The organism is Scandinavium sp. (assembly GCF_051650185.1).
In the GTDB taxonomy this organism is placed as follows: Bacteria; Pseudomonadota; Gammaproteobacteria; order Enterobacterales; family Enterobacteriaceae; genus Scandinavium.
This window is the reverse complement of sequence record NZ_JBOFIN010000079.1, coordinates 60,342-84,077: the sequence shown is the minus strand read 5'-3', so window position 1 is coordinate 84,077 and position 23,736 is coordinate 60,342. Positions and strand designations below refer to the sequence as shown.

Annotated in this window: 24 protein-coding genes; 8 read left to right on the top strand and 16 right to left on the bottom strand. The window is 54.6% G+C overall.

Annotated features, from left to right (window positions below; all coding sequences use genetic code 11):
* Positions 1-228: 228 nt before the first annotated feature.
* The 3 genes from ACRCWW_RS10595 to yobA are packed head-to-tail and all read right to left on the bottom strand — an operon-like array spanning position 229 to position 1,830.
* Positions 229-567, bottom strand: a complete 339-nt coding sequence (locus tag ACRCWW_RS10595; protein WP_438682385.1) for a YebY family protein — start codon at positions 565-567, stop codon at positions 229-231.
* Between the two features lie 16 nt (positions 568-583).
* Positions 584-1,453, bottom strand: a complete 870-nt coding sequence (copD, locus tag ACRCWW_RS10590; RefSeq protein WP_438682384.1) for a copper homeostasis membrane protein CopD — start codon at positions 1,451-1,453, stop codon at positions 584-586.
* Positions 1,454-1,455: 2 nt separating this feature from the next.
* Entirely contained in the window at positions 1,456-1,830 is a 375-nt protein-coding gene (yobA, locus tag ACRCWW_RS10585) for a CopC domain-containing protein YobA (RefSeq protein WP_438682383.1), read from the bottom strand.
* 138 nt (positions 1,831-1,968) lie between these two features.
* Between yobA and ACRCWW_RS10580 the strand changes: the two genes are divergently transcribed.
* From ACRCWW_RS10580 to exoX, 3 genes are all read left to right on the top strand, one after another.
* Positions 1,969-2,199: a DNA polymerase III subunit theta gene (locus ACRCWW_RS10580; RefSeq protein WP_438682382.1), complete on the top strand. Its 231-nt coding sequence runs from the start codon at positions 1,969-1,971 to the stop codon at positions 2,197-2,199.
* Positions 2,200-2,294: 95 nt separating this feature from the next.
* A complete protein-coding gene (locus ACRCWW_RS10575) occupies positions 2,295-2,987 on the top strand; it encodes a nitrilase-related carbon-nitrogen hydrolase (RefSeq protein ID WP_438682381.1) in 693 nt (230 codons plus the stop codon).
* Between the two features lie 27 nt (positions 2,988-3,014).
* Positions 3,015-3,674 carry an exodeoxyribonuclease X gene (exoX, locus tag ACRCWW_RS10570; RefSeq protein WP_438682380.1) on the top strand — a complete coding sequence of 220 codons (660 nt, stop codon included), beginning with the start codon at positions 3,015-3,017 and terminating at the stop codon, positions 3,672-3,674.
* Here exoX and ptrB read toward each other — a convergent pair whose 3' ends face one another.
* Both ptrB and ACRCWW_RS10560 read right to left on the bottom strand, forming a co-directional pair.
* Positions 3,675-5,735, bottom strand: coding sequence for an oligopeptidase B (gene ptrB / locus ACRCWW_RS10565; protein WP_438682388.1), 2,061 nt, complete (start codon positions 5,733-5,735; stop codon positions 3,675-3,677).
* Between the two features lie 82 nt (positions 5,736-5,817).
* On the bottom strand, positions 5,818-6,468 hold the full coding sequence (locus ACRCWW_RS10560) for a tellurite resistance TerB family protein (RefSeq protein WP_438682379.1): 651 nt from the start codon (positions 6,466-6,468) through the stop codon (positions 5,818-5,820).
* 174 nt (positions 6,469-6,642) lie between these two features.
* Here ACRCWW_RS10560 and purT point away from each other — a divergent pair, with 174 nt between their 5' ends.
* Positions 6,643-7,821: a formate-dependent phosphoribosylglycinamide formyltransferase gene (gene purT / locus ACRCWW_RS10555; protein WP_438682378.1), complete on the top strand. Its 1,179-nt coding sequence runs from the start codon at positions 6,643-6,645 to the stop codon at positions 7,819-7,821.
* Positions 7,822-7,907: 86 nt separating this feature from the next.
* Here purT and ACRCWW_RS10550 read toward each other — a convergent pair whose 3' ends face one another.
* From ACRCWW_RS10550 to zwf, 3 genes are all read right to left on the bottom strand, one after another.
* Complete coding sequence (locus ACRCWW_RS10550; RefSeq protein ID WP_438682377.1) at positions 7,908-8,546, bottom strand: bifunctional 4-hydroxy-2-oxoglutarate aldolase/2-dehydro-3-deoxy-phosphogluconate aldolase; 639 nt, start codon at positions 8,544-8,546, stop codon at positions 7,908-7,910.
* Between the two features lie 39 nt (positions 8,547-8,585).
* Positions 8,586-10,397, bottom strand: coding sequence for a phosphogluconate dehydratase (gene edd, locus ACRCWW_RS10545; RefSeq protein WP_438682376.1), 1,812 nt, complete (start codon positions 10,395-10,397; stop codon positions 8,586-8,588).
* A gap of 235 nt (positions 10,398-10,632) precedes the next feature.
* Positions 10,633-12,108 carry a glucose-6-phosphate dehydrogenase gene (zwf, locus tag ACRCWW_RS10540; protein WP_312625967.1) on the bottom strand — a complete coding sequence of 492 codons (1,476 nt, stop codon included), beginning with the start codon at positions 12,106-12,108 and terminating at the stop codon, positions 10,633-10,635.
* 356 nt (positions 12,109-12,464) lie between these two features.
* On the opposite strand from zwf, the gene ACRCWW_RS10535 reads away from it, so the two are divergent.
* Both ACRCWW_RS10535 and pyk read left to right on the top strand, forming a co-directional pair.
* Positions 12,465-13,334, top strand: a complete 870-nt coding sequence (locus ACRCWW_RS10535) for a MurR/RpiR family transcriptional regulator (protein WP_438682387.1) — start codon at positions 12,465-12,467, stop codon at positions 13,332-13,334.
* Positions 13,335-13,458: 124 nt separating this feature from the next.
* Positions 13,459-14,901, top strand: a complete 1,443-nt coding sequence (gene pyk, locus ACRCWW_RS10530) for a pyruvate kinase (protein WP_438682375.1) — start codon at positions 13,459-13,461, stop codon at positions 14,899-14,901.
* 101 nt (positions 14,902-15,002) lie between these two features.
* On the opposite strand, the gene lpxM is transcribed toward pyk, so the two are convergent.
* The 3 genes from lpxM to znuA all read right to left on the bottom strand — a co-directional run bounded on the left by lpxM (position 15,003) and on the right by znuA (position 18,373).
* Positions 15,003-15,974, bottom strand: coding sequence for a lauroyl-Kdo(2)-lipid IV(A) myristoyltransferase (gene lpxM / locus ACRCWW_RS10525; RefSeq protein ID WP_438682374.1), 972 nt, complete (start codon positions 15,972-15,974; stop codon positions 15,003-15,005).
* A 119-nt stretch (positions 15,975-16,093) separates the two neighbouring features.
* Entirely contained in the window at positions 16,094-17,413 is a 1,320-nt protein-coding gene (mepM, locus tag ACRCWW_RS10520) for a murein DD-endopeptidase MepM (RefSeq protein WP_438682373.1), read from the bottom strand.
* A gap of 15 nt (positions 17,414-17,428) precedes the next feature.
* Entirely contained in the window at positions 17,429-18,373 is a 945-nt protein-coding gene (gene znuA, locus ACRCWW_RS10515) for a zinc ABC transporter substrate-binding protein ZnuA (RefSeq protein ID WP_438682372.1), read from the bottom strand.
* 78 nt (positions 18,374-18,451) lie between these two features.
* Between znuA and znuC the strand changes: the two genes are divergently transcribed.
* Both znuC and znuB read left to right on the top strand, forming a co-directional pair.
* A complete protein-coding gene (gene znuC, locus ACRCWW_RS10510; protein WP_438682371.1) occupies positions 18,452-19,207 on the top strand; it encodes a zinc ABC transporter ATP-binding protein ZnuC in 756 nt (251 codons plus the stop codon).
* The gene (gene znuB, locus ACRCWW_RS10505) at positions 19,204-19,989 is read left to right on the top strand and encodes a zinc ABC transporter permease subunit ZnuB (RefSeq protein ID WP_438682370.1); all 786 of its coding nucleotides are present in this window, start codon (positions 19,204-19,206) and stop codon (positions 19,987-19,989) included. Before znuC ends, znuB begins: the two co-directional genes overlap by 4 nt.
* Positions 19,990-20,090: 101 nt before the next feature.
* Here znuB and ruvB read toward each other — a convergent pair whose 3' ends face one another.
* From ruvB to nudB, 5 genes are all read right to left on the bottom strand, one after another.
* Positions 20,091-21,101: a Holliday junction branch migration DNA helicase RuvB gene (gene ruvB / locus ACRCWW_RS10500; RefSeq protein ID WP_438682369.1), complete on the bottom strand. Its 1,011-nt coding sequence runs from the start codon at positions 21,099-21,101 to the stop codon at positions 20,091-20,093.
* An 8-nt stretch (positions 21,102-21,109) separates the two neighbouring features.
* Positions 21,110-21,721, bottom strand: coding sequence for a Holliday junction branch migration protein RuvA (gene ruvA, locus ACRCWW_RS10495; RefSeq protein ID WP_330983691.1), 612 nt, complete (start codon positions 21,719-21,721; stop codon positions 21,110-21,112).
* Between the two features lie 245 nt (positions 21,722-21,966).
* A complete protein-coding gene (gene ruvC, locus ACRCWW_RS10490; RefSeq protein ID WP_438682368.1) occupies positions 21,967-22,488 on the bottom strand; it encodes a crossover junction endodeoxyribonuclease RuvC in 522 nt (173 codons plus the stop codon).
* 37 nt (positions 22,489-22,525) lie between these two features.
* The gene (locus ACRCWW_RS10485) at positions 22,526-23,266 is read right to left on the bottom strand and encodes a YebC/PmpR family DNA-binding transcriptional regulator (protein WP_438682367.1); all 741 of its coding nucleotides are present in this window, start codon (positions 23,264-23,266) and stop codon (positions 22,526-22,528) included.
* A gap of 26 nt (positions 23,267-23,292) precedes the next feature.
* The gene (gene nudB / locus ACRCWW_RS10480; protein ID WP_438682366.1) at positions 23,293-23,736 is read right to left on the bottom strand and encodes a dihydroneopterin triphosphate diphosphatase; all 444 of its coding nucleotides are present in this window, start codon (positions 23,734-23,736) and stop codon (positions 23,293-23,295) included.

Genomic DNA, 23,736 nt, shown 5'->3' with positions numbered 1-23,736 from the left:
TCCAGGGAAATGGCTCTTGGGAGAGAGCCGTGCGCTAAAAGTTGGCATTAATGCAGGCTAAAGTCGCCTTGCCCTTTAAGAATAGATGACCATGCCAGGTTTTCCAGTCCGCGACAAAAGTGGTCAAAAAAAAACCGTGAGCAAAGCGTCACAAAACGCAAAAACCGCAAGTATTCGTCAGAATAACTTGCGGTTTTTTATTGCGCATCAAATGCTTAGCGCTACGTTTCAGCAGAGTTTCTCGGCACGCGAAATAAACGGTTCAAGGCTCATTTTCTGGCCTGCGTGGGCCGGATCGTCAATCTGAATCACCGAAATGGGCTGTGCGGTCGTTTTCCCCTCTTTCACTTCCTGTTCAGCGACCGGGTTTAACGGGTACTGCACCAGCGTGCTGGGATTGATGGCATACAGCGCATTGCCCGGACGACAGGTCAACATCACCTCTTCCCGGTTAAATGCCCACTTATCTTTGCCGACTTCAAAGCGGCTGACGGTGATCACCTGCGGGGCGGCAAGCACCGCTCCAGAAGTTGCCAGTAACACGAGTGACAGAACGAGTTTTTTCATGATTTCGCCAATAATTTCAGAACGGTTCCCAGGTGGCGAAGACGCTTACCGCCGCCAGCACCAGAGCCCCTAATACCATTTCAGCCTGCGTCAGGCGCAAGAACAATTTTTCAATATGCCGCCGATCCACTGCCATTCGCGGGACCAGAACATACCGGTTTATGAGCGCGATGGCGACCATCAGTGCCACCAGCCCCATCTTCACTACCAGCAGAGTGCCATACGCCGTGTCGGTGAACAGCGCTCCCTGGATCAAGAAAGTGTTAATCAGGCCGCTCAACACAACGCCCGCCACCGCCAGATGCCCATATCGCGAGAAACGCATCATCGTGGCGATAGCACTGGCTCGCCAACGCCCTTGTGCTAAATGGACGCAATAAGCGAACGGCAACAGGCCGCCAAACCATGCGGCAGCGCAAAGCAGATGAATCGCGTGATTGGTGCGCTGTAGCACGCCGCTCATGCCTTCGCGCATTGCAGCATGGCCGACACCGGCCATCAACAGAAACTGTGCGACGCAGAGGATAAGCAACAGCGGCATTAGCCGGGAAGGCCGCAACCACCACACAGCGACGGTGATCCACGCTAACAGGATTTGCCACAGCCAGATGCTGCCAAAACGGGTGCCAGCCACCAGCAACCAGATATCCGGCCGGGCAACGTCGCGCCAGCCATTGCCCATCAGCCCTCCCTGAAACATCAGCATCAGGGTCGCGCTGCTGGCGCTGAGAAAGAGCGTAACGGAAAGCAGCCGCGAAAAACGCTGGCTTATCAGGCGTCGAACCTGAGGCGCAGCCCACCAGGCCGAGTACAGGACGCAGCCAAACGCCAGCATCAGGCAGAGAAAATGCCCCCAGCGCAGACCGATATAGAATGAAGCCAGCACGTTTATTTCACGCTGAAGTGATACTGGCCTTTGGTTTTATGTCCGTCTACCGACACAACATGCCAGTCCACGGTGTAATCGCCTGGTTTCAGCGCCTGCTCAACGGGAACAATCAGCTGCGTGTTGTCTTTTTCGTTCAGCTTCGCTGTTCCCACCGGGATTTGCGCCTGCTGTGGCCCCGTTAAGGTGATGCCACTGAATTTCACTTCAACACCTTCAGAGAAGTTCAGGGTCAGCGCTTGTGGCGCCGCGGTGACCTGAGCATCGGCTGCGGGATATTGATGTTTAAGATGGGCATGCGCCAGTGCTGTGGAAGTCGTTAACAGGCAGGTCAGGAAAACCGCCGCGCTCAATGCGCGAGAAGCGATGGGGGTCATTCTCTTCATTCCCTTTTGTTATGTATCTGGTGCCAAGAATAACGCTGTATAATGTTCGCGTCGAGATTCACCGCCACCGGGCTTGCTATTCTGAGACACTCTTAGTAATTTCTGCCCAGGTTTAAGAAGGAGCACATCATGGAAATCAATCTGGCAAAAATTCCGCAAGACGAGATGGATAAGGTCAATGTCGATTTGGCGGCTGCGGGTGTGGCATTTAAAGAGCGCTACAATATGCCGGTCATTGCTGAAGTGGTTGAACGCGAACAGCCCAGCCACCTTCGCGACTGGTTTCGTGAGCGTCTGATCGCACACCGTCTGGCTTCCGTGAATCTCTCTCGCCTGCCTTACGAGCCAAAACAGAAGTAAGAATTTTCACTTGTTACACTTCCTTACATAACCCCTGCTACAATCTTGAGACGATTCTGAAGCATTCACCAGGGACATTGTGTAAGGAAACCACTATGCCTGCATGGACCATTGCTGCAGCGCAGTACCCAACCCGTAACAGGAGCGTTGCGGAACACGTTGCACAGCATTTGCGTTTTATCGAAGCGGCCGCCACGTTGGCCTGCAACCTGATTGTTTTCCCGGAGCTCTCCTTAACAGGCCCCGGAAAGCGCCATCCTCTTCCCGCTCCGCCCGATCAAGAACTGCTGCAACCCTTGAGTTTTGCCGCAGCTCGTCATCACATGACGATCGTTGCAGGCTTGCCCGTAGAGATGAATGGAGAAGCCCGCAAAGGCGTCGCCATTTTTCTGCCTGATGCGTCCTCCCCGCTGATGTTAGGCCAGGGACAAGGCACCTGTCTGACGCCGCAGGCGAACCATGTCAGCATGCTGCCACCGGATGCCGAAGGCCATGAGCTTGACCCGTTTGCGGCTTTACTGGCGGCGGGCACCTGCACTCGCGAATTTCAGCAACAGCAATCCGTGCAACAGCTACAGCGCCTCGCCCACAAGTACGCGATTGCGGTCCTGAAATCGAATTACGCTGACGGCAGCGCGCTGTGGGACGAAAATGGGCAGCTCATCGTTCGGGCAGACAGCGGTGAACTGCTGCTGACCGGGCGAAAATATTCCAGCGGCTGGGAGGGCGACATCATTCCACTGCACGAACACCGTTACGCCATTGACGAAATCCGCTGCGACGCATAACCTTCCCTTTTTTGCCGGGAGAGCATTATGTTACGCGTTATCGATACGGAAACCTGCGATTTACAGGGCGGCGTGGTAGAGATCGCCTCAGTGGATATCGTTGACGGCAAGATAACGAACCCGATGAGCCATCTGGTGCGGCCAGACAGACCAATAAGCCCTCAGGCGATGGCTATCCATCGCATCACCGAAGAGATGGTGGCCGACAAACCGTGGATTGAAGACGTGGTGCCGCACTATCAGGGCAGCACATGGTATGTTGCGCACAATGCCAGCTTCGACCGCCGCGTTCTGCCGGAAATGAACGGGGAATGGATTTGCACCATGAAACTGGCGCGCCGTCTGTGGCCGGGGATTAAATACAGCAACATGGCGCTGTATAAGTCCCGTAAGCTTAACGTTGTAACACCGCCCGGCCTGCATCACCACCGCGCCCTGTATGACTGCTATATCACCGCAGCGTTGCTAATCGATATCATCAACGTCTCAGGGTGGACGCCAGATCAGATGGCCGATATCACCGGTCGCCCGGCGTTGCTGACCACCTTCACTTTCGGCAAATACCGCGGCAAGCCTGTCGCAGAAGTGGCCGAGAACGATCCCGGCTACCTCCGCTGGCTGTTCAACAATCTCAATTCGATGAGCCCCGAGCTGCGATTGACGCTCAAACACTGGCTCGGCGAATAATCAACGCGGTGCCTGGCCCGGTAATGTCCTCTGGGCCAGCGCAATCAGGAAGGTGTATTCCATCGCGACCCCTTCATAGCTTTTAAAGCGCCCTGATTTACCGCCATGCCCGGAATCCATCTCCGTACAGAGCAACAGCAAATTATCGTCGGTCTTCAGCTCACGCAGCTTCGCCACCCATTTTGCCGGTTCCCAGTACTGAACCTGCGAATCATGCAGCCCGGTGGTCACCAGCAGATGAGGATAAGTTTTCACCGCCACATTATCGTACGGGCTGTACTCTTTCATGTAGCGATAGTATTCCTCGTCCTGAGGATTGCCCCACTCTTCAAATTCACCGGTCGTCAGAGGAATGGATTCATCGAGCATTGTGGTCACCACATCGACAAACGGCACCTGCGCGATCACGCCATGGAACAGTTCCGGACGCTCATTGATCGCGGTTCCCATCAGCATCCCCCCGGCGCTTCCTCCCATGCCGTAGCACAAAGCAGGATCGCCAAAACCTTGCGCCAGCAACGCATCACAGACGTCGAGATAATCATTGAAGGTGTTTTTCTTCAGCAGGAATTTGCCGTCTTCGTACCACTGCTGGCCCAGTTCACCGCCGCCGCGAATATGCGCAATGGCAAAGACAAAACCCCGATCGAGCAGGCTTAAACGACTGCTGCTGAAATCGGCGTCCATGCTGGCACCATAAGAGCCGTAGCCGTACACCAGTATAGGGTTTTTGCCCCGGCGGAAATGCTTACGGTGATAGACCAGCGACACAGGCACCTCGACGCCATCACGCGCTTTGATCCACAAATGCTCGCTACGATAAAGGCTTGCGTCAAAGCCCTTCACTTCCTGTTGCTTGAGGACTTTACGCTCGCCGGTATCCATGTTCAGTTCGAATAACGTGTCTGGCGTGGTCATCGAGGAATAACCGTAGCGCAGGCGCGAAGTATCTGATTCAGGGTTATAGGCTACCCAGGTGACATAGGCCGGATCGTCAAAGGCGATACCCGTGACTTCGCGGGTTTTACGGTTGATTTGCCGCAGGCTGGTCAGCCCACGCTGGCGCTCTTCCACCACCAGCCAGTCAGTAAACAGCGTAAAGCCTTCCAGCATCACGTCATCACGAGCCGGGATCAGCGTTTCCCAGCGGTTTTCATCGCGAACAGAAGTGCGATAGAGCCCAAAATTTTTCCCGTCGCGGTTAGAACGCAGATAAAAATTGTGCTGGAAATGGTCGACGCTGTACTCATGATCTTTGCGACGAGGCAGGAAACAGAGCGGCTGGGCATCTGGCATTTCGGCATCCAGCAGCAGCACTTCACTGGTGGTGGCGCTGGAGAGATAAATGATCACATAGTGCTTCGAGCTGGTTTTATGCAGGCTGACGTAAAACATGTCGTCCTTTTCTTCATACACCCTTTCATCTGCGCTGATCGGCATCCCAACGGTATGCCGCCATACCTGATACGGCAGCAGCGTGGTCGGGTGTTTACGGACGTAATAAATCGTTTGTGAATCGTTGCCCCACACAAATTCGGGCTCGATATTCTCCAGCGTTTCCGGGTACCAGTTATCGGTTTCCAGGTTGCGAATGCGCAGGCCGTACTGGCGGCGTGAAAGATAGTCTTCCGTTAATGCCATCAGGGTGTTGTCTGGCGAAATACCTAAGCCCCCGAGGGTGTAAAACTCACTGTGCGCCGCGCGCTGATTGCTGTCGAGCAACAGCTCCCACTCATCCCATTCCTCTTTCTGCACTGACTGACGCTGATAAAGCGCATACTCGCAGCCCGGCTCGTAGATCTGCCGATAGCGATATCCGTTCTTCGTATAAGGCGCAGAAACTTCACGTTGAGGAATGCGGTCAACAATCTCTTTCAGCACCTTATCCTGCAGGCTACGCTGTGACGCCATCACTTCACGCCCGTAGTCATTTTCCTGCTTCAGATAGTCGAGTACCGCTGGCTGCGAACGGTCATCGTCGCGCAGCCAGTAGTAATTGTCGGTTCGCGTGTCGCCATGCAAGGTCATGACGTGGGGAATGCGTTTTGCTTTTGGTGGCATGTCGTTGTTCTTCTGCATAATACATTTACCCTAAGGGTGGCAAATGTGCAGAACGATGCAAGCGAAACCTGCCAATGTGGCGTTAAACGGCCTGTTTTTGTGCCTTCAGGTCAGCTTCGATGCCGTCACGGACGTCCTGGGGGATGTTCAGTGCATCGCCCAGCGCGTTGAGATAGCTGCGCTCCATAAAGTGATCGATATCGATGGCAGCACAGCTGAGGAAATAAAGCTCCAGTGCTTCCTCTTCATTGCGAACATCACGGGCAAGTAGGTGTGGATCTAACGGCTGAGCAATGGCTTTCTCGACCAGCTGACGCCCCTGAGCTTCAACACCTGCCTCCTGTAACTGTTGCTCAATGGCGGCACGTTCTTTGTCGTCAATGTGCCCATCACTCTTTGCTGCAAACACCAGGGCGTAAATCAGACGCTCCGTTCGCACATCCACAGGGCTGGTTTGTTGCCCGTACTGCGGTTCACCCTGATGCGCCGTTCTCACTTTGTCTTTGTATTTATTCCACAGCACAGTGCCAGCCACCGCGCCGCCGCCAACCAATAACGCGCCCGTGCCGTATTTGGCTAACAGTTTGCGGGAGGATTTGCTGGAGACCAGCAAGCCGGCGAGACCACCGAGTGCGCCTGGCACCAGCAGTTTGCTAAGCCCCTGCTCGCCGGAAGGCTGAGCAGAAGAAGATTGACCGAGTAAAGACTGGAGTTGATTGAGCCAGTTAGCCATGTTTCCCTCATTACGCTGCGACGAATTTCTCAAGCGTAAGCGAGAAGGTGTAAGGATACGTCTGGCTGAGCTAAAGATGCGAAAATTACTGCGAAGGGCAAGTGGCGCAGCCCGAGACAGACGCAAACGTTTTCGTATATACTGGCGGCCACTTTTTTACTGTGGAATTTCGTTATGACTGTACTAGGCACAGCGCTGCGTCCGGCGGCAACCCGCGTGATGTTATTAGGCTCTGGCGAGCTGGGAAAAGAAGTGGCCATTGAGTGCCAGCGTCTGGGGATTGAAGTGATTGCCGTTGACCGTTACGCCGATGCGCCGGCAATGCACGTCGCGCACCGCAGCCACGTCATTAATATGCTCGACGGGCAGGCACTTAAGGCACTGGTTGAGCAGGAAAAACCCGACTTCATCGTGCCGGAAATAGAAGCTATCGCCACCAATATGCTGATTGAACTGGAACAAGCCGGGCAGCACGTTGTTCCCTGCGCCCGTGCGACGAAGCTCACCATGAACCGCGAAGGTATTCGCCGCCTCGCGGCAGAAGAGCTGAAGCTGCCTACGTCCAGCTACCGTTTTGCCGACAGCGAAGCGTCATTCCGTGATGCCGTGGCAGAAATTGGTCTGCCTTGCATCATCAAACCAGTGATGAGCTCATCGGGTAAGGGTCAAAGCTTTATCCGTACGGAAGAGAGTCTTAGCGCCGCCTGGCAATATGCACAGCTTGGTGGGCGTGCCGGTGCCGGTCGGGTGATTGTGGAAGGCGTGGTGAAGTTTGATTTCGAAATCACCCTGCTGACCGTCAGTGCCGCAGACGGTGTGCATTTCTGTGCCCCTGTCGGCCATCGTCAGGAAGATGGCGATTACCGCGAATCCTGGCAGCCGCAGCAAATGAGCGCGCTGGCCCTGGAGCGCGCGGAGGCTATCGCCCGCGAAGTGGTGCTGGCGTTAGGCGGTTACGGCTTATTCGGCGTCGAGCTGTTCGTTTGCGGCGACGAGGTTATCTTCAGCGAAGTCTCTCCCCGCCCGCATGACACAGGTATGGTGACGCTGATTTCACAGGATCTGTCTGAGTTTGCGCTGCACGTTCGCGCGTTCCTTGGTTTACCGATTGGCGCGATTCGTCAGTATGGCCCGTCAGCTTCAGCGGTGATCCTGCCTGAACTGAGCAGCCACAATGTCAGCTTCGGCAATCTTGAAGCCGCTGTTGGAGCGGGTGTGCAGTTGCGCCTGTTTGGCAAGCCGGAGATCGACGGAACCCGTCGTTTAGGCGTGGCGTTAGCCGTGGCAGAGGATGTGGAAACGGCGGTTGAACGGGCGAAAGTGGCGGCAGCGACAGTGAGTATTCACGGATAAAACATGCCGGGCGGCACGTGGTTTGCCCGGCCTACAGTCAGGTCTTTTAGGGCGGGTAAGCGTAGCGCCACCCGCCCTAACGTCACTTATTTAGCGCCTTCAACCGCTTCGCGAGCAATTTTGGTGATGCGGTCGTAATCGCCAGATTCCAGCGCGTCGGCTGGCACCAGCCAGGAACCACCGATACACAGTACGCTTTTCAGCGCCAGGTAATCACGGTAGTTCGCAGGAGAGATACCGCCCGTTGGGCAGAAACGGATATGGGCGAACGGACCCGCAATCGCCTGCAGCGCTTTAGTGCCGCCGTTAGCTTCCGCCGGGAAGAATTTAAACTCTTTCAGGCCGTAATCCATGCCCAGCATCAGTTCAGACACAGTGCTGATGCCCGGGATCAGCGGAATAGTGCCTTCGGTTGCGGCTTTCAGCAGTGGCTCAGTCAGGCCAGGGCTGATAGCAAACTGCGCACCGGCTTCGGTCACTTCTTTCAGCTGCTGAACGTTAGTCACGGTACCCGCACCGACGATAGCGTTCGGCACTTCTTTGGCAATGGCGCGAATAGCGTCCATCGCGCATGCAGTACGCAGCGTCACTTCCAGTACGCGCACGCCACCGGCAACCAGCGCTTTCGCCATTGGCACCGCATGTTCCAGTTTATTAACCACGATAACCGGGACAACCGGGCCGTTGGTCAGGATTGCTTCTGCTGTTGTTTTCCAGTTTTTCATCAGAGTTGTTCTCTCGCCAGAATGAGTAAACTTGTCGTATTAAAAAGTGATGCAGGTTGCGCCCTGCTCCGCACCTGAGAGGTTTTCACGCAGCGCGCCAAACAGCTCGCGCCCGGTGCCCACTCGTTGTGCGCTCAAATCAGGAATATGTGGCTTGCGTGCCGCCAGTTCCGCTTCGTCCACCAGCAGGGTCAATTCGCCTGTCTGGCCATTAACACGAATCATGTCGCCATCGTGGACTTTCGCCAGCAGGCCACCGTCGTAAGCTTCCGGGGTGACATGAATGGCTGAAGGTACTTTACCGGATGCACCGGAAAGGCGTCCATCGGTGACTAACGCAATTTTGAAACGGCGGTCCAATAATACACCTAATGGCGGCATAAGTTTATGTAATTCTGGCATGCCGTTGGCTTTTGGCCCCTGAAGGCGCACGACCACCACGCAATCTTTGTCCAGCAGCCCTGCTTCGAAGGCTGGCAATACGTCATGCTGGCTTTCAAAGACCACCGCTGGCGCTTCAATAACCTGATTCTCAACCGGCACGGCAGACGTTTTCATCACCGCGCGCCCGAGGTTACCGCTTAGCACTTTGGTGCCGCCGTGATGAGAGAACGGTTTATCGAAGCTGGCGATAACGGCTTCATCCAGAGATGCCTGCGCGCCTTCACGCCAGTCCAGTTCGCCGTTGTTCAGCCATGGCTCCATGGTGTAACGATGGAGGCCGTGGCCCGCTACGGTGTCCACATCTTCATGCAGCAACCCGCCTTTCAGCAGTTCGCGAATCAGCACCGGCACGCCGCCTGCTGCCTGGAAGTGGTTGATATCCGCAGGACCGTTCGGGTACAGGCGTGCCATCAGAGGAACCACATCGGACAGATCAGAGAAATCATCCCAGTTAATGATGATGCCAGCCGCACGAGCCATCGCCACCAGATGCATGGTGTGGTTGGTGGAGCCGCCTGTCGCCAGCAGCGCGACAATACCGTTTACCACCACTTTCTCATCGAAAATTTTACCCAGCGGCATCCATTCGTTGCCGTTACCGGTCATACGCGTGACCTGGCGTGCAGCCGCCGCAGTCAGCAGCTCACGCATTGGCGCATCCGGATGCACGAACGATGAACCCGGTAACTGCATACCCATAAACTCAATAACCATCTGGTTAGTGTTGGCTGTGCCGTAGAAAGTACAGGTGCCAGGCGCGTGATAAGAAGCCGCTTCCGACTCCAGCAGCGCCATGCGATCCACTTTACCTTCAGCATACAGCTGACGAATACGCACTTTTTCTTTGTTTGGCAGACCGCTCGCCATTGGGCCAGACGGAATGAAGATGGAAGGCAGGTGACCGAAGGAGAGCGCCGCCATTGCCAGCCCCGGGACAATTTTATCGCACACGCCCAGGTACAGCGCCCCATCAAACATATTGTGAGACAGCCCCACTGCCGCGGACATGGCAATCACTTCGCGGCTCAGCAAAGAAAGCTCCATGCCGTCCTGACCCTGGGTCACGCCATCACACATGGCGGGAACCCCGCCAGCGACCTGACCGACCGCGTTGACGCTGTGCAGCGCTTTGCGGATCACATCCGGATAGTGTTCGTAGGGCTGATGTGCCGACAGCATGTCGTTGTAGGAGGTAATGATCGCGATATTGTTACGCAGCATGCTTTTCAGCGACGCTTTGTCATCGGGCTGGCAGGCAGCAAAACCATGGGCCAGATTCCCGCAAGCCAGGCTTGAGCGTTGGACGGTATCGGATTTGGCCTGTTTAATCCTGGCGAGGTAGGCACTGCGGGTCTTTTGTGAGCGTTCAACAATACGTTGTGTTACGCGTAACAATACAGGATTCATAAAAGCTCCTCAAATTCTGAGTGTCTGGGCTTAGGCATTAACACGAAATTCAGGAGTGATTAACAATGCTGAAACGCGCGTGTGCTGTAGCTCAGGGGCAAATTCATCTCCCGTCAGTGTAATAAAAAAAGCCCCGGTGGTGAACCACCCGAGGCTTAAATGCGTAAATATCGCACGAGATGCTGTGTCAGATCATGTTACCGGTAAAATACCCTGATCGGAGTAGCGTCAGACTTTACTCAAACTCGTTCCACGAGCGGCCATCGCGGGTGATCATCGCCACAGAAGCAACCGGTCCCCATGTGCCTGCCTGATACGGTTTTGGTGCATCCTGATCGGCGGCCCACGCTTCGGTGATGGAGTCGACCCATTTCCACGCCTCTTCGACTTCATCACGACGCACGAACAGCGCCTGAATACCGCGCATGGTTTCCAGCAGCAGACGCTCGTAAGCATCGGCCAGATGCGTTTCGTTGAAGGTTTCGGAGTAGCTCAGATCCAGCTTGGTGGTCTGCAGGTTATGTTTGTGATCCAGGCCCGGCACTTTGTTGAGGATCTGAATATCCACGCCTTCGTCCGGCTGCAAACGAATGGTCAGTTTGTTCTGCGGCAGTTCCTGCCAGGACTCTTTAAACAGATTGAGTTCCGGGGTTTTGAAGTAAACCACAACTTCTGAACATTTGGTCGGCAGACGTTTACCGGTACGCAGGTAGAATGGCACGCCAGCCCAGCGCCAGTCGTCGATATCCACACGGATAGCCACGAAGGTTTCGGTGTTGCTGCTCTTGTTTGCGCCCTCTTCTTCCAGATAGCCCGGCACTTTTTTGCCCTGGGCGAATCCGGCGGTGTACTGGCCGCGTACGGTTTTATCACGCACATTTGAGCGGTCGATACGACGCAGAGATTTCAACACTTTCACTTTCGCATCACGGATGCTGTCGGCGCTCAGGTCAGACGGCGGTGACATCGCAATCATGCAGAGAATTTGCAGCAGGTGGTTCTGGATCATGTCGCGCATCTGTCCGGCCTGATCGAAATACCCCCAACGCCCTTCGATGCCCACTTCTTCCGCCACGGTGATTTCCACGTGATCAATAGTGCGGGAATCCCAGTTGTTGACGAACAGGGAGTTGGCAAAGCGCAGCGCCAGCAGGTTCAGTACCGTCTCTTTACCGAGATAGTGGTCGATGCGATAAACCTGGCACTCTTCGAAGTACTCGCCTACCTGGTCGTTGATTTCGCGGGAGGTTGCCAGGGACGTACCCAGTGGCTTCTCCATCACGACGCGTGCCGGTTTGGCATTAAGTTTCGCTTCGCCCAACCCTTTGCAGATGGCGCCGAAGGTGCTTGGCGGCATCGCGAAATAGTTGATGGTCACGCGCTCTTTCTGATCGAGCATTTTGCCCAAACGGGTGAAGGCTTTGGTGTCGTTGACATCCAGATTGCAGAAGTCCAGGCGACCGCTAAGGGTGTCCCACAGACTCTCGTCAATCTTCTCCTTCATGAAGGTTTCCAGCGCCTCGCGCACCACTTTGGTGTATGCATCTTTGTCCCAATCGGCACGCCCTACCCCAAGGATACGGGTGTCCGGATGGATCTGGCCCGCTTTTTCCAGTTGATACAGGGAAGGCAGCAATTTACGACGCGCCAGATCGCCTTTCGCGCCGAAAATGACCAGATCGCATGCCTGGGCCGTTTGCGTTACCGCCATGTCATTCTCCTCAGTTGGATTGCCTGGTGCTTCTGCCAGGCGCTATTTGTAATTTTCTTACGCTGCACTGTACTGTGTTTACGTGAATGTCGAAACCCTGAACCGCCCGTCGACGCCATATAAAGGCATTTCCGGGAAAAAAAGGGCCTCATTTCCGGGTCAATCGCTTCATTTTGTTCGTCATTTCGCCAGTTCACATTGGGCAAAAGGCGACTCTGATCATGTAATGAAAAAAAACAACGTAAATGGTCCTCTTTCCTCAGCATTGACGCGGGCACAGGGGTATATTCTCACTAAAATGCATGCCGATTTCATCCATTAATGGAATCGCTTTCACCGATGAGCGTTTGTTAACCATGAACATGCTGGAAAAAATCCAGTCTCACCTGGAAAACCTTAGCAAATCCGAGCGGAAAGTGGCGGAAGTGATCCTCGCCTCCCCGAGTCAGGCCATCCACTCCAGCATTGCCACGCTGGCGCTTCAGGCTGCCGTTAGCGAGCCCACCGTCAACCGTTTCTGCCGTAGCATGGACACCCGAGGTTTCCCTGATTTTAAGCTGCATCTGGCACAAAGTCTTGCGAACGGCACGCCTTACGTAAACCGTAACGTCGATGAAGATGACAGCGTTGAAGCCTATACGGGGAAAATCTTCGAATCGGCCATGGCAAGCCTCGACCATGTGCGCCAGTCGCTGGATATGGCCGCCGTCAACCGCGCGGTAGATTTACTGACTCAGGCCAAGAAGATTGCCTTCTTCGGACTCGGTTCTTCCGCCGCTGTCGCGCACGATGCAATGAACAAGTTTTTCCGCTTTAACGTGCCCGTTATCTATTCCGATGACATTGTTTTGCAAAGAATGAGCTGTATGAATTGCAGCGATGGCGACGTGGTGGTGCTAATCTCCCACACCGGGCGGACCAAGAACCTGGTCGAACTTGCGCAGCTCGCAAGGGAAAACGATGCCATGGTTATCGCGATCACCTCCGCCGGCACGCCGCTTGCGCGTGAAGCCTCTCTGGCCATTACGCTGGACGTTCCGGAAGATACCGACATTTATATGCCAATGGTTTCTCGCCTTGCCCAGCTCACCGTGATTGATGTGCTGGCTACGGGCTTTACTTTGCGACGTGGCGCAAAATTCCGGGATAACTTGAAGCGGGTCAAGGAAGCATTAAAAGAATCGCGGTTTGATAAGGAACTGCGGGTTGGCAGTGAAAACCACTAAAATTTTATAACAAGCTTGTAACCTATTTGTACATTCGGGTAAGTTCCAGCAGTAGACTATGCACAGGCGGACCCCCGATTCCTGTTCACGCAACACCAAAATTGTTTCAGCAACGGAGTATTACATGTCCAGAAGGCTTCGCAGAACCAAAATCGTGACCACGTTAGGCCCGGCGACCGACCGCGATAATAACCTGGAGAAGGTTATTGCTGCTGGTGCGAACGTTGTCCGCATGAACTTCTCTCACGGCACCGCCGAAGATCACAAACTTCGTGCCGATAAAGTCCGTGAAATCGCCGCCAAACTGGGTCGTCACGTCGCCATTCTTGGCGATCTGCAGGGACCAAAAATCCGTGTGTCTACCTTCAAAGAAGGGAAAGTGTTCCTGAACATTGGCGACAAATTCCTGCTTGATGCCAACCTGGGTAAAGGCGAAGGCGACAAAGACAAAGTCGGTATCGACTACAAAGGCCTGCCTGCTGACGTGGTGCCTGGCGATATCCTGCTGTTAGATGATGGGCGTGTGCAGCTTAAAGTGCTCGAAGTTCAGGGCATGAAAGTGTTCACCGAAGTCACCGTAGGTGGCCCGCTGTCCAACAATAAAGGCATCAACAAACTGGGTGGCGGCCTGTCCGCAGAAGCCCTGACCGAAAAAGACAAAGCCGATATCCAGACTGCCGCCCTGATTGGCGTCGATTATCTGGCCGTTTCCTTCCCGCGCTGCGGTGAAGACCTTAACTACGCGCGCCGCCTGGCCCGCGATGCAGGTTGTGATGCCAAAATCGTCGCGAAAGTGGAACGTGCCGAGGCTGTCTGCAGCCAGGACGCCATGGACGATATCATCCTCGCCTCCGACGTGGTGATGGTTGCGCGTGGCGACCTGGGCGTTGAAATTGGCGATCCGGAACTGGTCGGCATTCAGAAAGCGCTGATTCGTCGCGCTCGTCAACTGAACCGCGCGGTGATCACCGCCACTCAGATGATGGAATCGATGATCACCAACCCAATGCCAACCCGTGCAGAAGTCATGGACGTGGCTAACGCCGTGCTGGATGGTACCGATGCCGTGATGCTTTCTGCGGAAACCGCAGCAGGCCAGTACCCATCTGAAACCGTTGCCGCCATGGCGCGTGTTTGCCTGGGTGCCGAAAAAATCCCAAGCATTAACGTCTCCAAGCACCGTCTGGACGTGCAGTTCGACAACGTGGAAGAAGCCATTGCGATGTCTGCGATGTATGCCGCAAACCACCTGAAAGGGGTTTCCGCGATTATCTCCATGACCGAATCCGGCCGTACTGCGCTGATGACTTCTCGTATCAGTTCTGGTCTGCCAATTTTCGCCATGTCTCGCCATGAACGCACGCTGAACCTGACCTCGCTGTACCGCGGCGTGACGCCAGTTCACTTCGACAGTGCAACCGACGGTGTGGCCGCAGCCAGCGATGCAGTTAACCTGCTGCGCGATAAAGGCTATCTGGTGTCCGGTGACCTGGTTATCGTGACTCAGGGCGACGTGATGAGTACTGTTGGCACCACCAACACCACACGTATTCTGACTGTCGAGTAAGGGTACTGCCCGGCGGCTCTTCGATTGCCGGGCCTACTGTAGGCCGGGTGAACGTAAGCGCCACCCGGCAGCAATAAAAAAGCGCCTTAACGGCGCTTTTTTTATTTCTTCGGGAACAGTTCTTTTCGCTTGTAAGGCTCGGTTTCACCCGGCTTTCGGGTTTTCAGCAGCTTCAGGATCCAGGTGTACTGTTCGGTATGTGGCGTGACGAAAATTTCGACTTCTTCATTCATTCGGCGAGCAATGGTGTTGTCATCAGCTTCCAGCAGATCATCCATTGGCGGGCGAATTTCAACCGTCAGACGATGCGTTTTGCCGTCATATACCGGGAAAAGCGGGACAACACGAGCGCGGCAGACTTTCATCAAACGGCCAATGGCAGGCAGGGTCGCCTTGTAGGTGGCGAAGAAATCGACGAACTCGCTATGTTCTTCACCATGATCCTGGTCGGGCAGATAATAACCCCAGTAGCCTTCACGCACGGATTTAATAAACGGCTTAATGCCGTCATTGCGCGCGTGCATACGGCCACCAAAACGGCGGCGCACGGTATTCCATACGTAATCGAAAACCTGGTTTCCCTGGTTGTGGAACATCGCCGCCATCTTCTGGCCTTTTGAAGCCATCAGCATCGCCGGGATATCCACGCCCCAGCCGTGTGGCACGAGGAAGATCACCTTCTCGTCGTTGCGATGCATCTCTTCGATGATCTCGATGCCTTTCCAGTCAACGCGTGAGAGGACTTTCCCGGGGTCACGCAACCCCAGCTCCGCCATCATCACCATTGCCTGGGGCGCTGTGGCGTACATCTCATCGATGATGGCTTCACGCTCAGCTTCGCTTTTCTCAGGGAAGCAATACAGCAGATTGATTTGCGCACGACGGCGAGAACTTTTCGCCAGTCTCCCCACCATACGGCCAAGTTTGCCGAGAATGGGGTCGCGGAATGACGGCGGTGTCAGGGCTATCCCCGCAAAGGCAAATACGCCGAGCCAGGATCCCCAGTAGCGCGGAAGTAAAAAGGACTTTTCGAACTGAGGAATAAACTCAATGTTATTTTTTTTCGTTTCCATGCCTGTTCCAGAGTCGTGCCGGAAAAAGAGAAAGATGCTGATAGTTTAGCGACGTGCCAGACTTCGCACAAAAGAAAAAGCCGATGCCAGCAAGGGCATCGGCTTTGAAAGGTCAGGGTTTAGTCAATTTGCAGTTGAGGTACAACCTCTTTGACCTGCGCCAGGTAATCACGACGATCGGAACCGGTCAGCCCTTCGGTACGCGGTAACTTCGCGGTCAGCGGGTTTACTGCCTGCTGGTTGATCCACACTTCATAATGCAAGTGTGGTCCAGTAGAACGGCCAGTGTTGCCCGAGAGCGCAATACGGTCGCCGCGTTTCACTTTTTGACCCGGTTTCACCAACAGCTTACGCAAGTGCATATAGCGAGTGGTGTAAGTGCGACCATGACGAACAGCAACATAATAGCCTGCCGCGCCACTGCGTTTCGCCACGACCACTTCACCATCACCAACAGCCAGAACCGGTGTGCCCTGCGGCATCGCAAAATCAACACCTTTATGCGGTGCAACGCGACCCGTTACCGGGTTCAGACGACGCGGATTAAAGTTCGACGAGACGCGGAACTGACGAGCGGTAGGGAAACGCAAGAAGCCTTTCGCCAGACCCGTCCCGTTTTTGTCGTAGAACTTGCCGTCCTCGGCGCGGATGGCATAGTAATCTTTGCCGGAAGAGCGCAAGCGCACGCCCAGAAGTTGGCTTTGTTCGCGTTTGCCGTCCAGCATTTCACGGGACATCAGCACCGAGAACTCATCACCCTTTTTCAGTTTGCGGAAGTCCATCTGCCACTGCATCGCTTTAATCACTGCACTGACTTCGGCGCTGGTTAACCCTGCATCACGCGCGCTGCTCACAAAGCTCGCGCCCACAGTGCCTTTCAGAACATTGTTGACCCAATCGCCCTGCTGGGTTTCAGCACTCATTTTGAAACCGTTTGCAGCGCGATCGTAGGTACGCGTTTCACGGCGGGACATCTCCCACGTCATGCGCTGTAAATCGCCGTCGGCGTTCAGGGTCCAGGAAAGCTGTTGACCAATTTTCAGGTTACGCAGATCTTTATCTGCCGAGGCCAGTTGGCTGATATCACTCATATCGATGCCGTACTGGTTCAAAACGCTACTCAGGGTATCGCCGGTTGACACCACATATTCGTGTACGCCAGCCTCACCGTCGGTTTTATCATCCAGCTCATCCTGAGGAATGGCTTCATCTTCCTGCGCAGCTTGGTCAATAGGCTCACTGGCTTCCGGCAGCAGAGAACGAATTTCGCTCTTCTCAAGCTCGATGGTTCGTACGATGGGGGCTGATTCGGGATGGTACACGTACGGTCGCCAGACGGCGACCGCAAGGGTGAGAACGGTAAGCGACCCGAGCATAACGCGGTGGGGTCGCGGCAAATTGTTAAATGCCAGGGCGACAGAGCGGGCTACCTGTTGCACGTATTCACTTCCTCGTTAATCTCCTTTCAGGCAGCTCGAATACTGGTTCGCCAGTTGGGTCAGAAAATCCGTATAGCTGGATTTTCCCAACGGGATGTTAGTTCCCAGCGGATCTAACGTTCCCATACGAACGGACGTTCCGCGAGAAACCGCTTCTACCACGGCTGGCCTGAATTGTGGCTCAGCAAAAACGCATGTTGCTTTCTGCTCAACCAACTGTGTTCTTATGTCATGTAAACGCTGCGCACCGGGCTGGATTTCAGGGTTGACGGTAAAATGCCCCAGAGAGGTCAATCCGTAGTGTTTTTCGTAATAGCCGTAGGCGTCATGAAAAACGAAATACCCTTTCCCTTTCAACGGTGCCAGCTCGTTACCCACCTGCTTATCGGTCGCGGCTAATTGTGCCTCGAAATTCTTCAGGTTGGCGTCTAGTTTGGCTCGACTTTGCGGCATAAGTTCCACTAATTTATCGTGGATTGCAACCGCCGACAGGCGCGCTATCTCAGGCGAGAGCCACAGGTGCATGTTGTAGTCACCATGATGGTGATCTGCATCACCTTTTTCGCCCTCATCGTGGTCATGGTCATGGTCGTGGTCGTCGTCATCGGCCCCTTTCATGAGTAACGGTTTCACGCCAGGCAGCGTTGAAATGGTGACCTTTTTTGTTTCAGGGAAGGCGGTGGCTGTCTTGTCCATAAATGCTTCCATTTCTGGACCAATCCACACCACTAAGTCGGCGTTTTGTAAGCGTTTTGCATCGCTCGGACGCAAAGAGTAGTCATGCTCAGAGGCACCGTCAGGGAGCAAAACCTGGGTTTCCGTCACGCCATCAGCAATAGCGGATGCGATAAAGCCCAGCGGTTTCAGCGACGCAACCACCGCTGCGTTGGCTTGTATAGCGGCTGCGCCCCAAAGCGCGGTGGATAATGCTGCGAAAAGAAGCGTCTTTTTATGTAACATAATGCGTCGACTCATCGAAATAGTGAAAAGAAGTGTGATATTATAACATTCACTAACTTGTGCAACCCTCAAATTGTGATGACGAATCTCGTAACGCTCGAAAATGTCTCGGTCACCTTCGGCCAGCGCCGTGTGCTGTCTGATATCTCGCTGGCTTTGAAGCCAGGTAAAATTTTGACGCTTCTTGGGCCAAATGGCGCAGGAAAGTCGACCCTTGTCCGCGTGGTACTGGGGCTGGTAGCACCGGATACTGGCACTATCAAGCGAGAAGGGAAACTGCGCATTGGCTATGTCCCGCAGAAATTACATCTCGACGCCACAATGCCGTTAACCGTAAATCGCTTCCTGCGCTTACGCCCTGGCACGAGCAAAGAAGATATCCTTCCTGCGCTCAAACGCGTGCAGGCGGGCCATTTAATGGAAGCGCCGATGCAGAAGCTGTCTGGCGGCGAAACCCAGCGCGTGCTATTAGCCCGGGCGCTGTTAAACCGCCCGCAGTTGCTGGTGCTTGATGAGCCGACTCAGGGCGTGGACGTCAACGGACAGGTCGCGTTATATGACCTGATTGACCAGCTCCGCACTGAGCTCGACTGCGCGGTGTTGATGGTTTCTCATGACCTTCACTTAGTGATGGCGAAAACCGACGAAGTGCTGTGCCTTAATCACCATATTTGCTGCTCCGGCACGCCGGAAGTGGTGTCGATGCATCCGGAATTTATTTCAATGTTCGGCCCACGCGGCGCGCAACAGCTGGGTATTTATCGTCATCAACACAACCATCGCCATGATTTGCAAGGCCGCATTGTGCTGCGTCGGGGAAATGATCGCCCATGATTGAATTACTGTTTCCCGGCTGGTTAGCCGGTGTAATGCTGGCCTGCGCAGCAGGTCCTCTGGGCTCTTTTGTTGTCTGGCGCAGAATGTCCTATTTCGGTGACACGCTGGCTCACGCATCATTATTGGGCGTGGCATTTGGCTTGTTGCTGAACGTCAATCCTTTCTATGCCGTCATCGCCGTGACATTGATGCTCGCAGCCGGGCTGGTGTGGCTTGAGCGCCGCCCTCACCTCGCCGTAGACACCCTGCTCGGCATCATGGCACACAGCGCATTGTCTTTGGGCCTGGTGGTGGTCAGCCTGATGTCGAATGTTCGCGTTGATCTGATGGCTTATCTGTTTGGCGACTTACTGGCCGTGACGCCGGAAGACCTGATTTCGATAGCGCTTGGCGTGATTGTGGTTGTGGGCATTTTACTGTGGCAATGGCGCAACCTGCTATCGATGACCATCAGTCCGGATCTGGCATTTGTGGACGGCGTGAAGTTACAGCGGGTGAAACTGTTGCTGATGCTGGTCACCGCATTGACGATTGGTGTGGCGATGAAGTTTGTCGGGGCGCTGATTATCACTTCACTGCTGATTATCCCGGCGGCTACAGCTCGCCGCTTCGCTAAAACACCGGAACAAATGGCCGCTATTGCCGTCGGCGTTGGCATGGTAGCCGTGACAGGTGGGTTGACCTTTTCCGCCTTTTACGATACGCCAGCGGGCCCTTCCGTGGTGCTCTGCGCCGCGCTGTTGTTTATTTTCAGCATGATGAAAAAGACCGCGCAGTAATTAAAAGGCCTGGCGGCGCTTCGCTTGCGCAGGCCTACAAACGAGATGTTCTTTGTAGGCCGGATAAGCGCCAGCGCCATCCGGCAATATGATGACAAGCATTAAGGCATTTCAGGCGGCGTGATGCCGAAGTGATTCCACGCGCGGACTGTCGCCATGCGGCCACGAGGCGTGCGTTGCAGGAACCCTTGCTGGATAAGATACGGTTCCAGCACGTCTTCGATGGTTTCTCGCTCTTCACCGATGGCTGCCGCCAGGTTGTCTAACCCGACCGGGCCACCGAAGAATTTGTCGATTACCGCCAGCAGCAATTTGCGGTCCATGTAATCGAACCCTTCCGCATCGACATTCAGCATATCCAGTGCCTGCGCGGCAATGTCCGCCGACACCGTTCCATCGTGACGAACCTCGGTGAAATCACGCACACGACGAAGCAGACGGTTGGCGATACGCGGTGTACCACGCGCACGACGGGCTATTTCAAGCGCGCCCTCATCACTCATCTCGATGCCCATGAAGTTCGCGCTACGGCCTACGATGTGTTGTAAATCGGGCACCTGATAGAACTCCAGACGCTGCACAATACCGAAGCGGTCACGAAGCGGCGACGTCAGGGAGCCCGCTCTCGTGGTTGCGCCAATCAGCGTAAACGGCGGTAAATCGATTTTGATTGAACGTGCCGCCGGCCCTTCGCCGATCATGATATCGAGCTGATAATCTTCCATCGCCGGATACAGCACTTCTTCCACCACCGGTGAGAGGCGGTGAATTTCATCGATGAACAGCACATCGTGCGGCTCAAGGTTGGTGAGCATGGCCGCCAGGTCACCGGCTTTTTCAAGCACCGGGCCAGAAGTGGTTCGCAGATTCACGCCCATTTCGTTGGCAACAATGTTGGCAAGGGTGGTTTTCCCCAGCCCCGGCGGCCCAAAAATTAACAGATGATCGAGCGCTTCACCGCGCAGTTTCGCCGCCTGAATAAAGATTTCCATTTGCGAGCGCACCTGTGGCTGGCCGATATACTCTTCCAGCAATTTTGGGCGAATCGCACGGTCAACAACATCTTCCGGCGTGATACTGCCTGCAGAGACCAGGCGGTCAGCTTCAATCATCCCTTACCTCACATCGCGGCGCGAAGCGCGTCGCGGATTAACGTTTCACTGCTGGCATTCGGGCTGGCGATTTTGCTCACCATCCGACTGGCTTCCTGAGGTTTATAGCCCAGCGCCACCAGCGCTGCAACGGCTTCCTGCTCAGCATCGTCAGTGGCCTGGCTTGCCGGGGAAGTCAACACCAAATCAGAAGCCGGCGTAAACAAGTCGCCATGCAGCCCTTTAAAGCGGTCTTTCATCTCGACAACCAGGCGTTCTGCCGTTTTCTTGCCAATGCCCGGCAGCTTCACCAGAGCAACAGAATCTTCACGCTCTACAGCATTCACAAACTGCTGAGCTGACATACCGGAAAGAATAGCCAGCGCCAGTTTTGGCCCTACGCCATTGGTTTTGATCAGCTCCTTGAACAGCGTGCGCTCTTGCTTGTTGTTGAAGCCAAACAGGAGCTGCGCATCTTCACGCACCACAAAATGGGTGAAGATGATGGCTTCTTTGCCCTGATCGGGCAGTTCGTAGAAACAGGTCATCGGCATATGCACTTCATAGCCAACACCACCCGCCTCCAGCAAAACCAGTGGGGGTTGTTTTTCCAGAATAATGCCTCTGAGTCTGCCGATCACGTGACGCTCCTGCGTTAAAGAATGAGATCAATGCGCTATCATAAAAAAAGGCTGGATAAATATCCAGCCCCAATATGATGACATAGCCTGCTTAATTGCAGATCCAGAAAATATCACCAGACAAAAATAAGGAAAATCAACTCGTTGATTTTCGGCTGCTAACCACAAAGAAGGAAAAACCACGTTTTATCCTTCTTTGTCTGCAATTAAAGGCTGGATAAATATCCAGCCTCTATTCTCTTATTCTATCTTAATCTTCCGCGTGCCAGATTGAGCTTTGAGTCACTCATCTGCATCGCGTTCTGACTGATATGACAATGGGTGATGGCGATAGCCAGCGCATCGGCGGCATCCGCTTGCGGATTGGCGGGGAGTTTGAGCAGCGTTCGCACCATGTGCTGGACCTGCGTTTTTTCCGCCCCACCGTTGCCCACGACGGTTTGCTTCACCTGACGGGCCGCGTATTCGAAGACGGGCAAATCCTGATTGACTGCCGCCACAATCGCCACGCCGCGTGCCTGACCAAGCTTGAGCGCTGAGTCGGCATTTTTCGCCATAAACACTTGTTCGATGGCAAAAATATCGGGCTGAAACTGAGTAATAATTTCCGACACGCCGGCGTATATCAGCTTCAGTCTCGACGGTAAGTCGTCGACCTTAGTCCGGATACAGCCGCTGCCGAGATAACTCAGTTGCCGCCCGACCTGGCGAATCACGCCATACCCGGTGACGCGTGAACCCGGATCAATGCCGAGAATAATAGCCATCACGCGCCTCCGATTGCATTGAGATTAGCCCACGCCATTACAGCGTAGCCGCAACCTCATCAGAGATCTCACCGTTGTGGTAAACCTCTTGCACATCATCACAGTCTTCCAGCATGTCGATCAGACGCAGCAGTTTTGGTGCGGTTTCCGCATCCATATCAGCTTTGGTTGAAGGGATCATGGAGACTTCAGCGTTGTCGGCTTTCAGGCCCGCCGCTTCCAGCGCATCTTTCACCGCACCCATTTCTTCCCACGCGGTGTAAACATCAATCGCGCCGTCGTCATAGGTCACTACGTCTTCAGCACCGGCTTCCAGCGCAGCTTCCATGATGGTCTCTTCATCGCCTTTCTCGAAGGAGATAACGCCTTTCTTGCTGAACAGGTAAGCAACGGAACCGTCGGTGCCCAGGTTGCCACCGGTTTTGCTGAAGGCATGACGCACTTCTGCCACGGTACGGTTACGGTTGTCAGACAGACATTCCACCATCACCGCCGTGCCGCCAGGACCGTAACCTTCATAAATGATGGTTTCCATGTTTGCGTCTTCATCACCACCGACACCACGAGCAATCGCGCGATTCAGGGTGTCGCGAGTCATGTTGTTAGACAGCGCTTTGTCGATAGCCGCACGCAGACGCGGGTTAGAACCTGCATCGCCGCCGCCCAGACGCGCTGCGGTAACCAGCTCGCGGATGATTTTGGTGAAGATTTTACCGCGCTTGGCATCCTGTGCCGCTTTGCGGTGTTTGGTGTTGGCCCATTTACTATGACCTGCCATAAATAACTCTCCGAAAAGAACGGCCCTCAGGCCGTTTTAATTACAAATTCTTCAATCGCCTGCCGGTTGCTCCACGACTTGGTCAGAGCCGCCGCCTCGGAGGCGGCCACCCAACGCCAGGCGAGATGTTCGCTTATCTCAATCTGACGTTCGTGAGGCAACGCAAGACAGAACCACGATTCCGTATTGTGCTCTGTGCCCGGCGCATAGCGATGACGTAAATGCGTAAAGATTTCAAACTCTACCGTGCGCTGACAGTCAATTAAGGCCAACGGCTCTGAGGCAACGTCAATGGCGACCTCTTCCTTTACTTCGCGCTCGGCGGCTTGCCGCGCGGTTTCACCCTCTTCCAGACTGCCGGTAACCGACTGCCAAAAATCAGGATCGTCGCGCCGCTGCAACATCAGCACCCGCTTCGTGTCCTGCGCGTAAATCACTACCAGAACCGAAACAGGAAGCTTGAAGGGCAT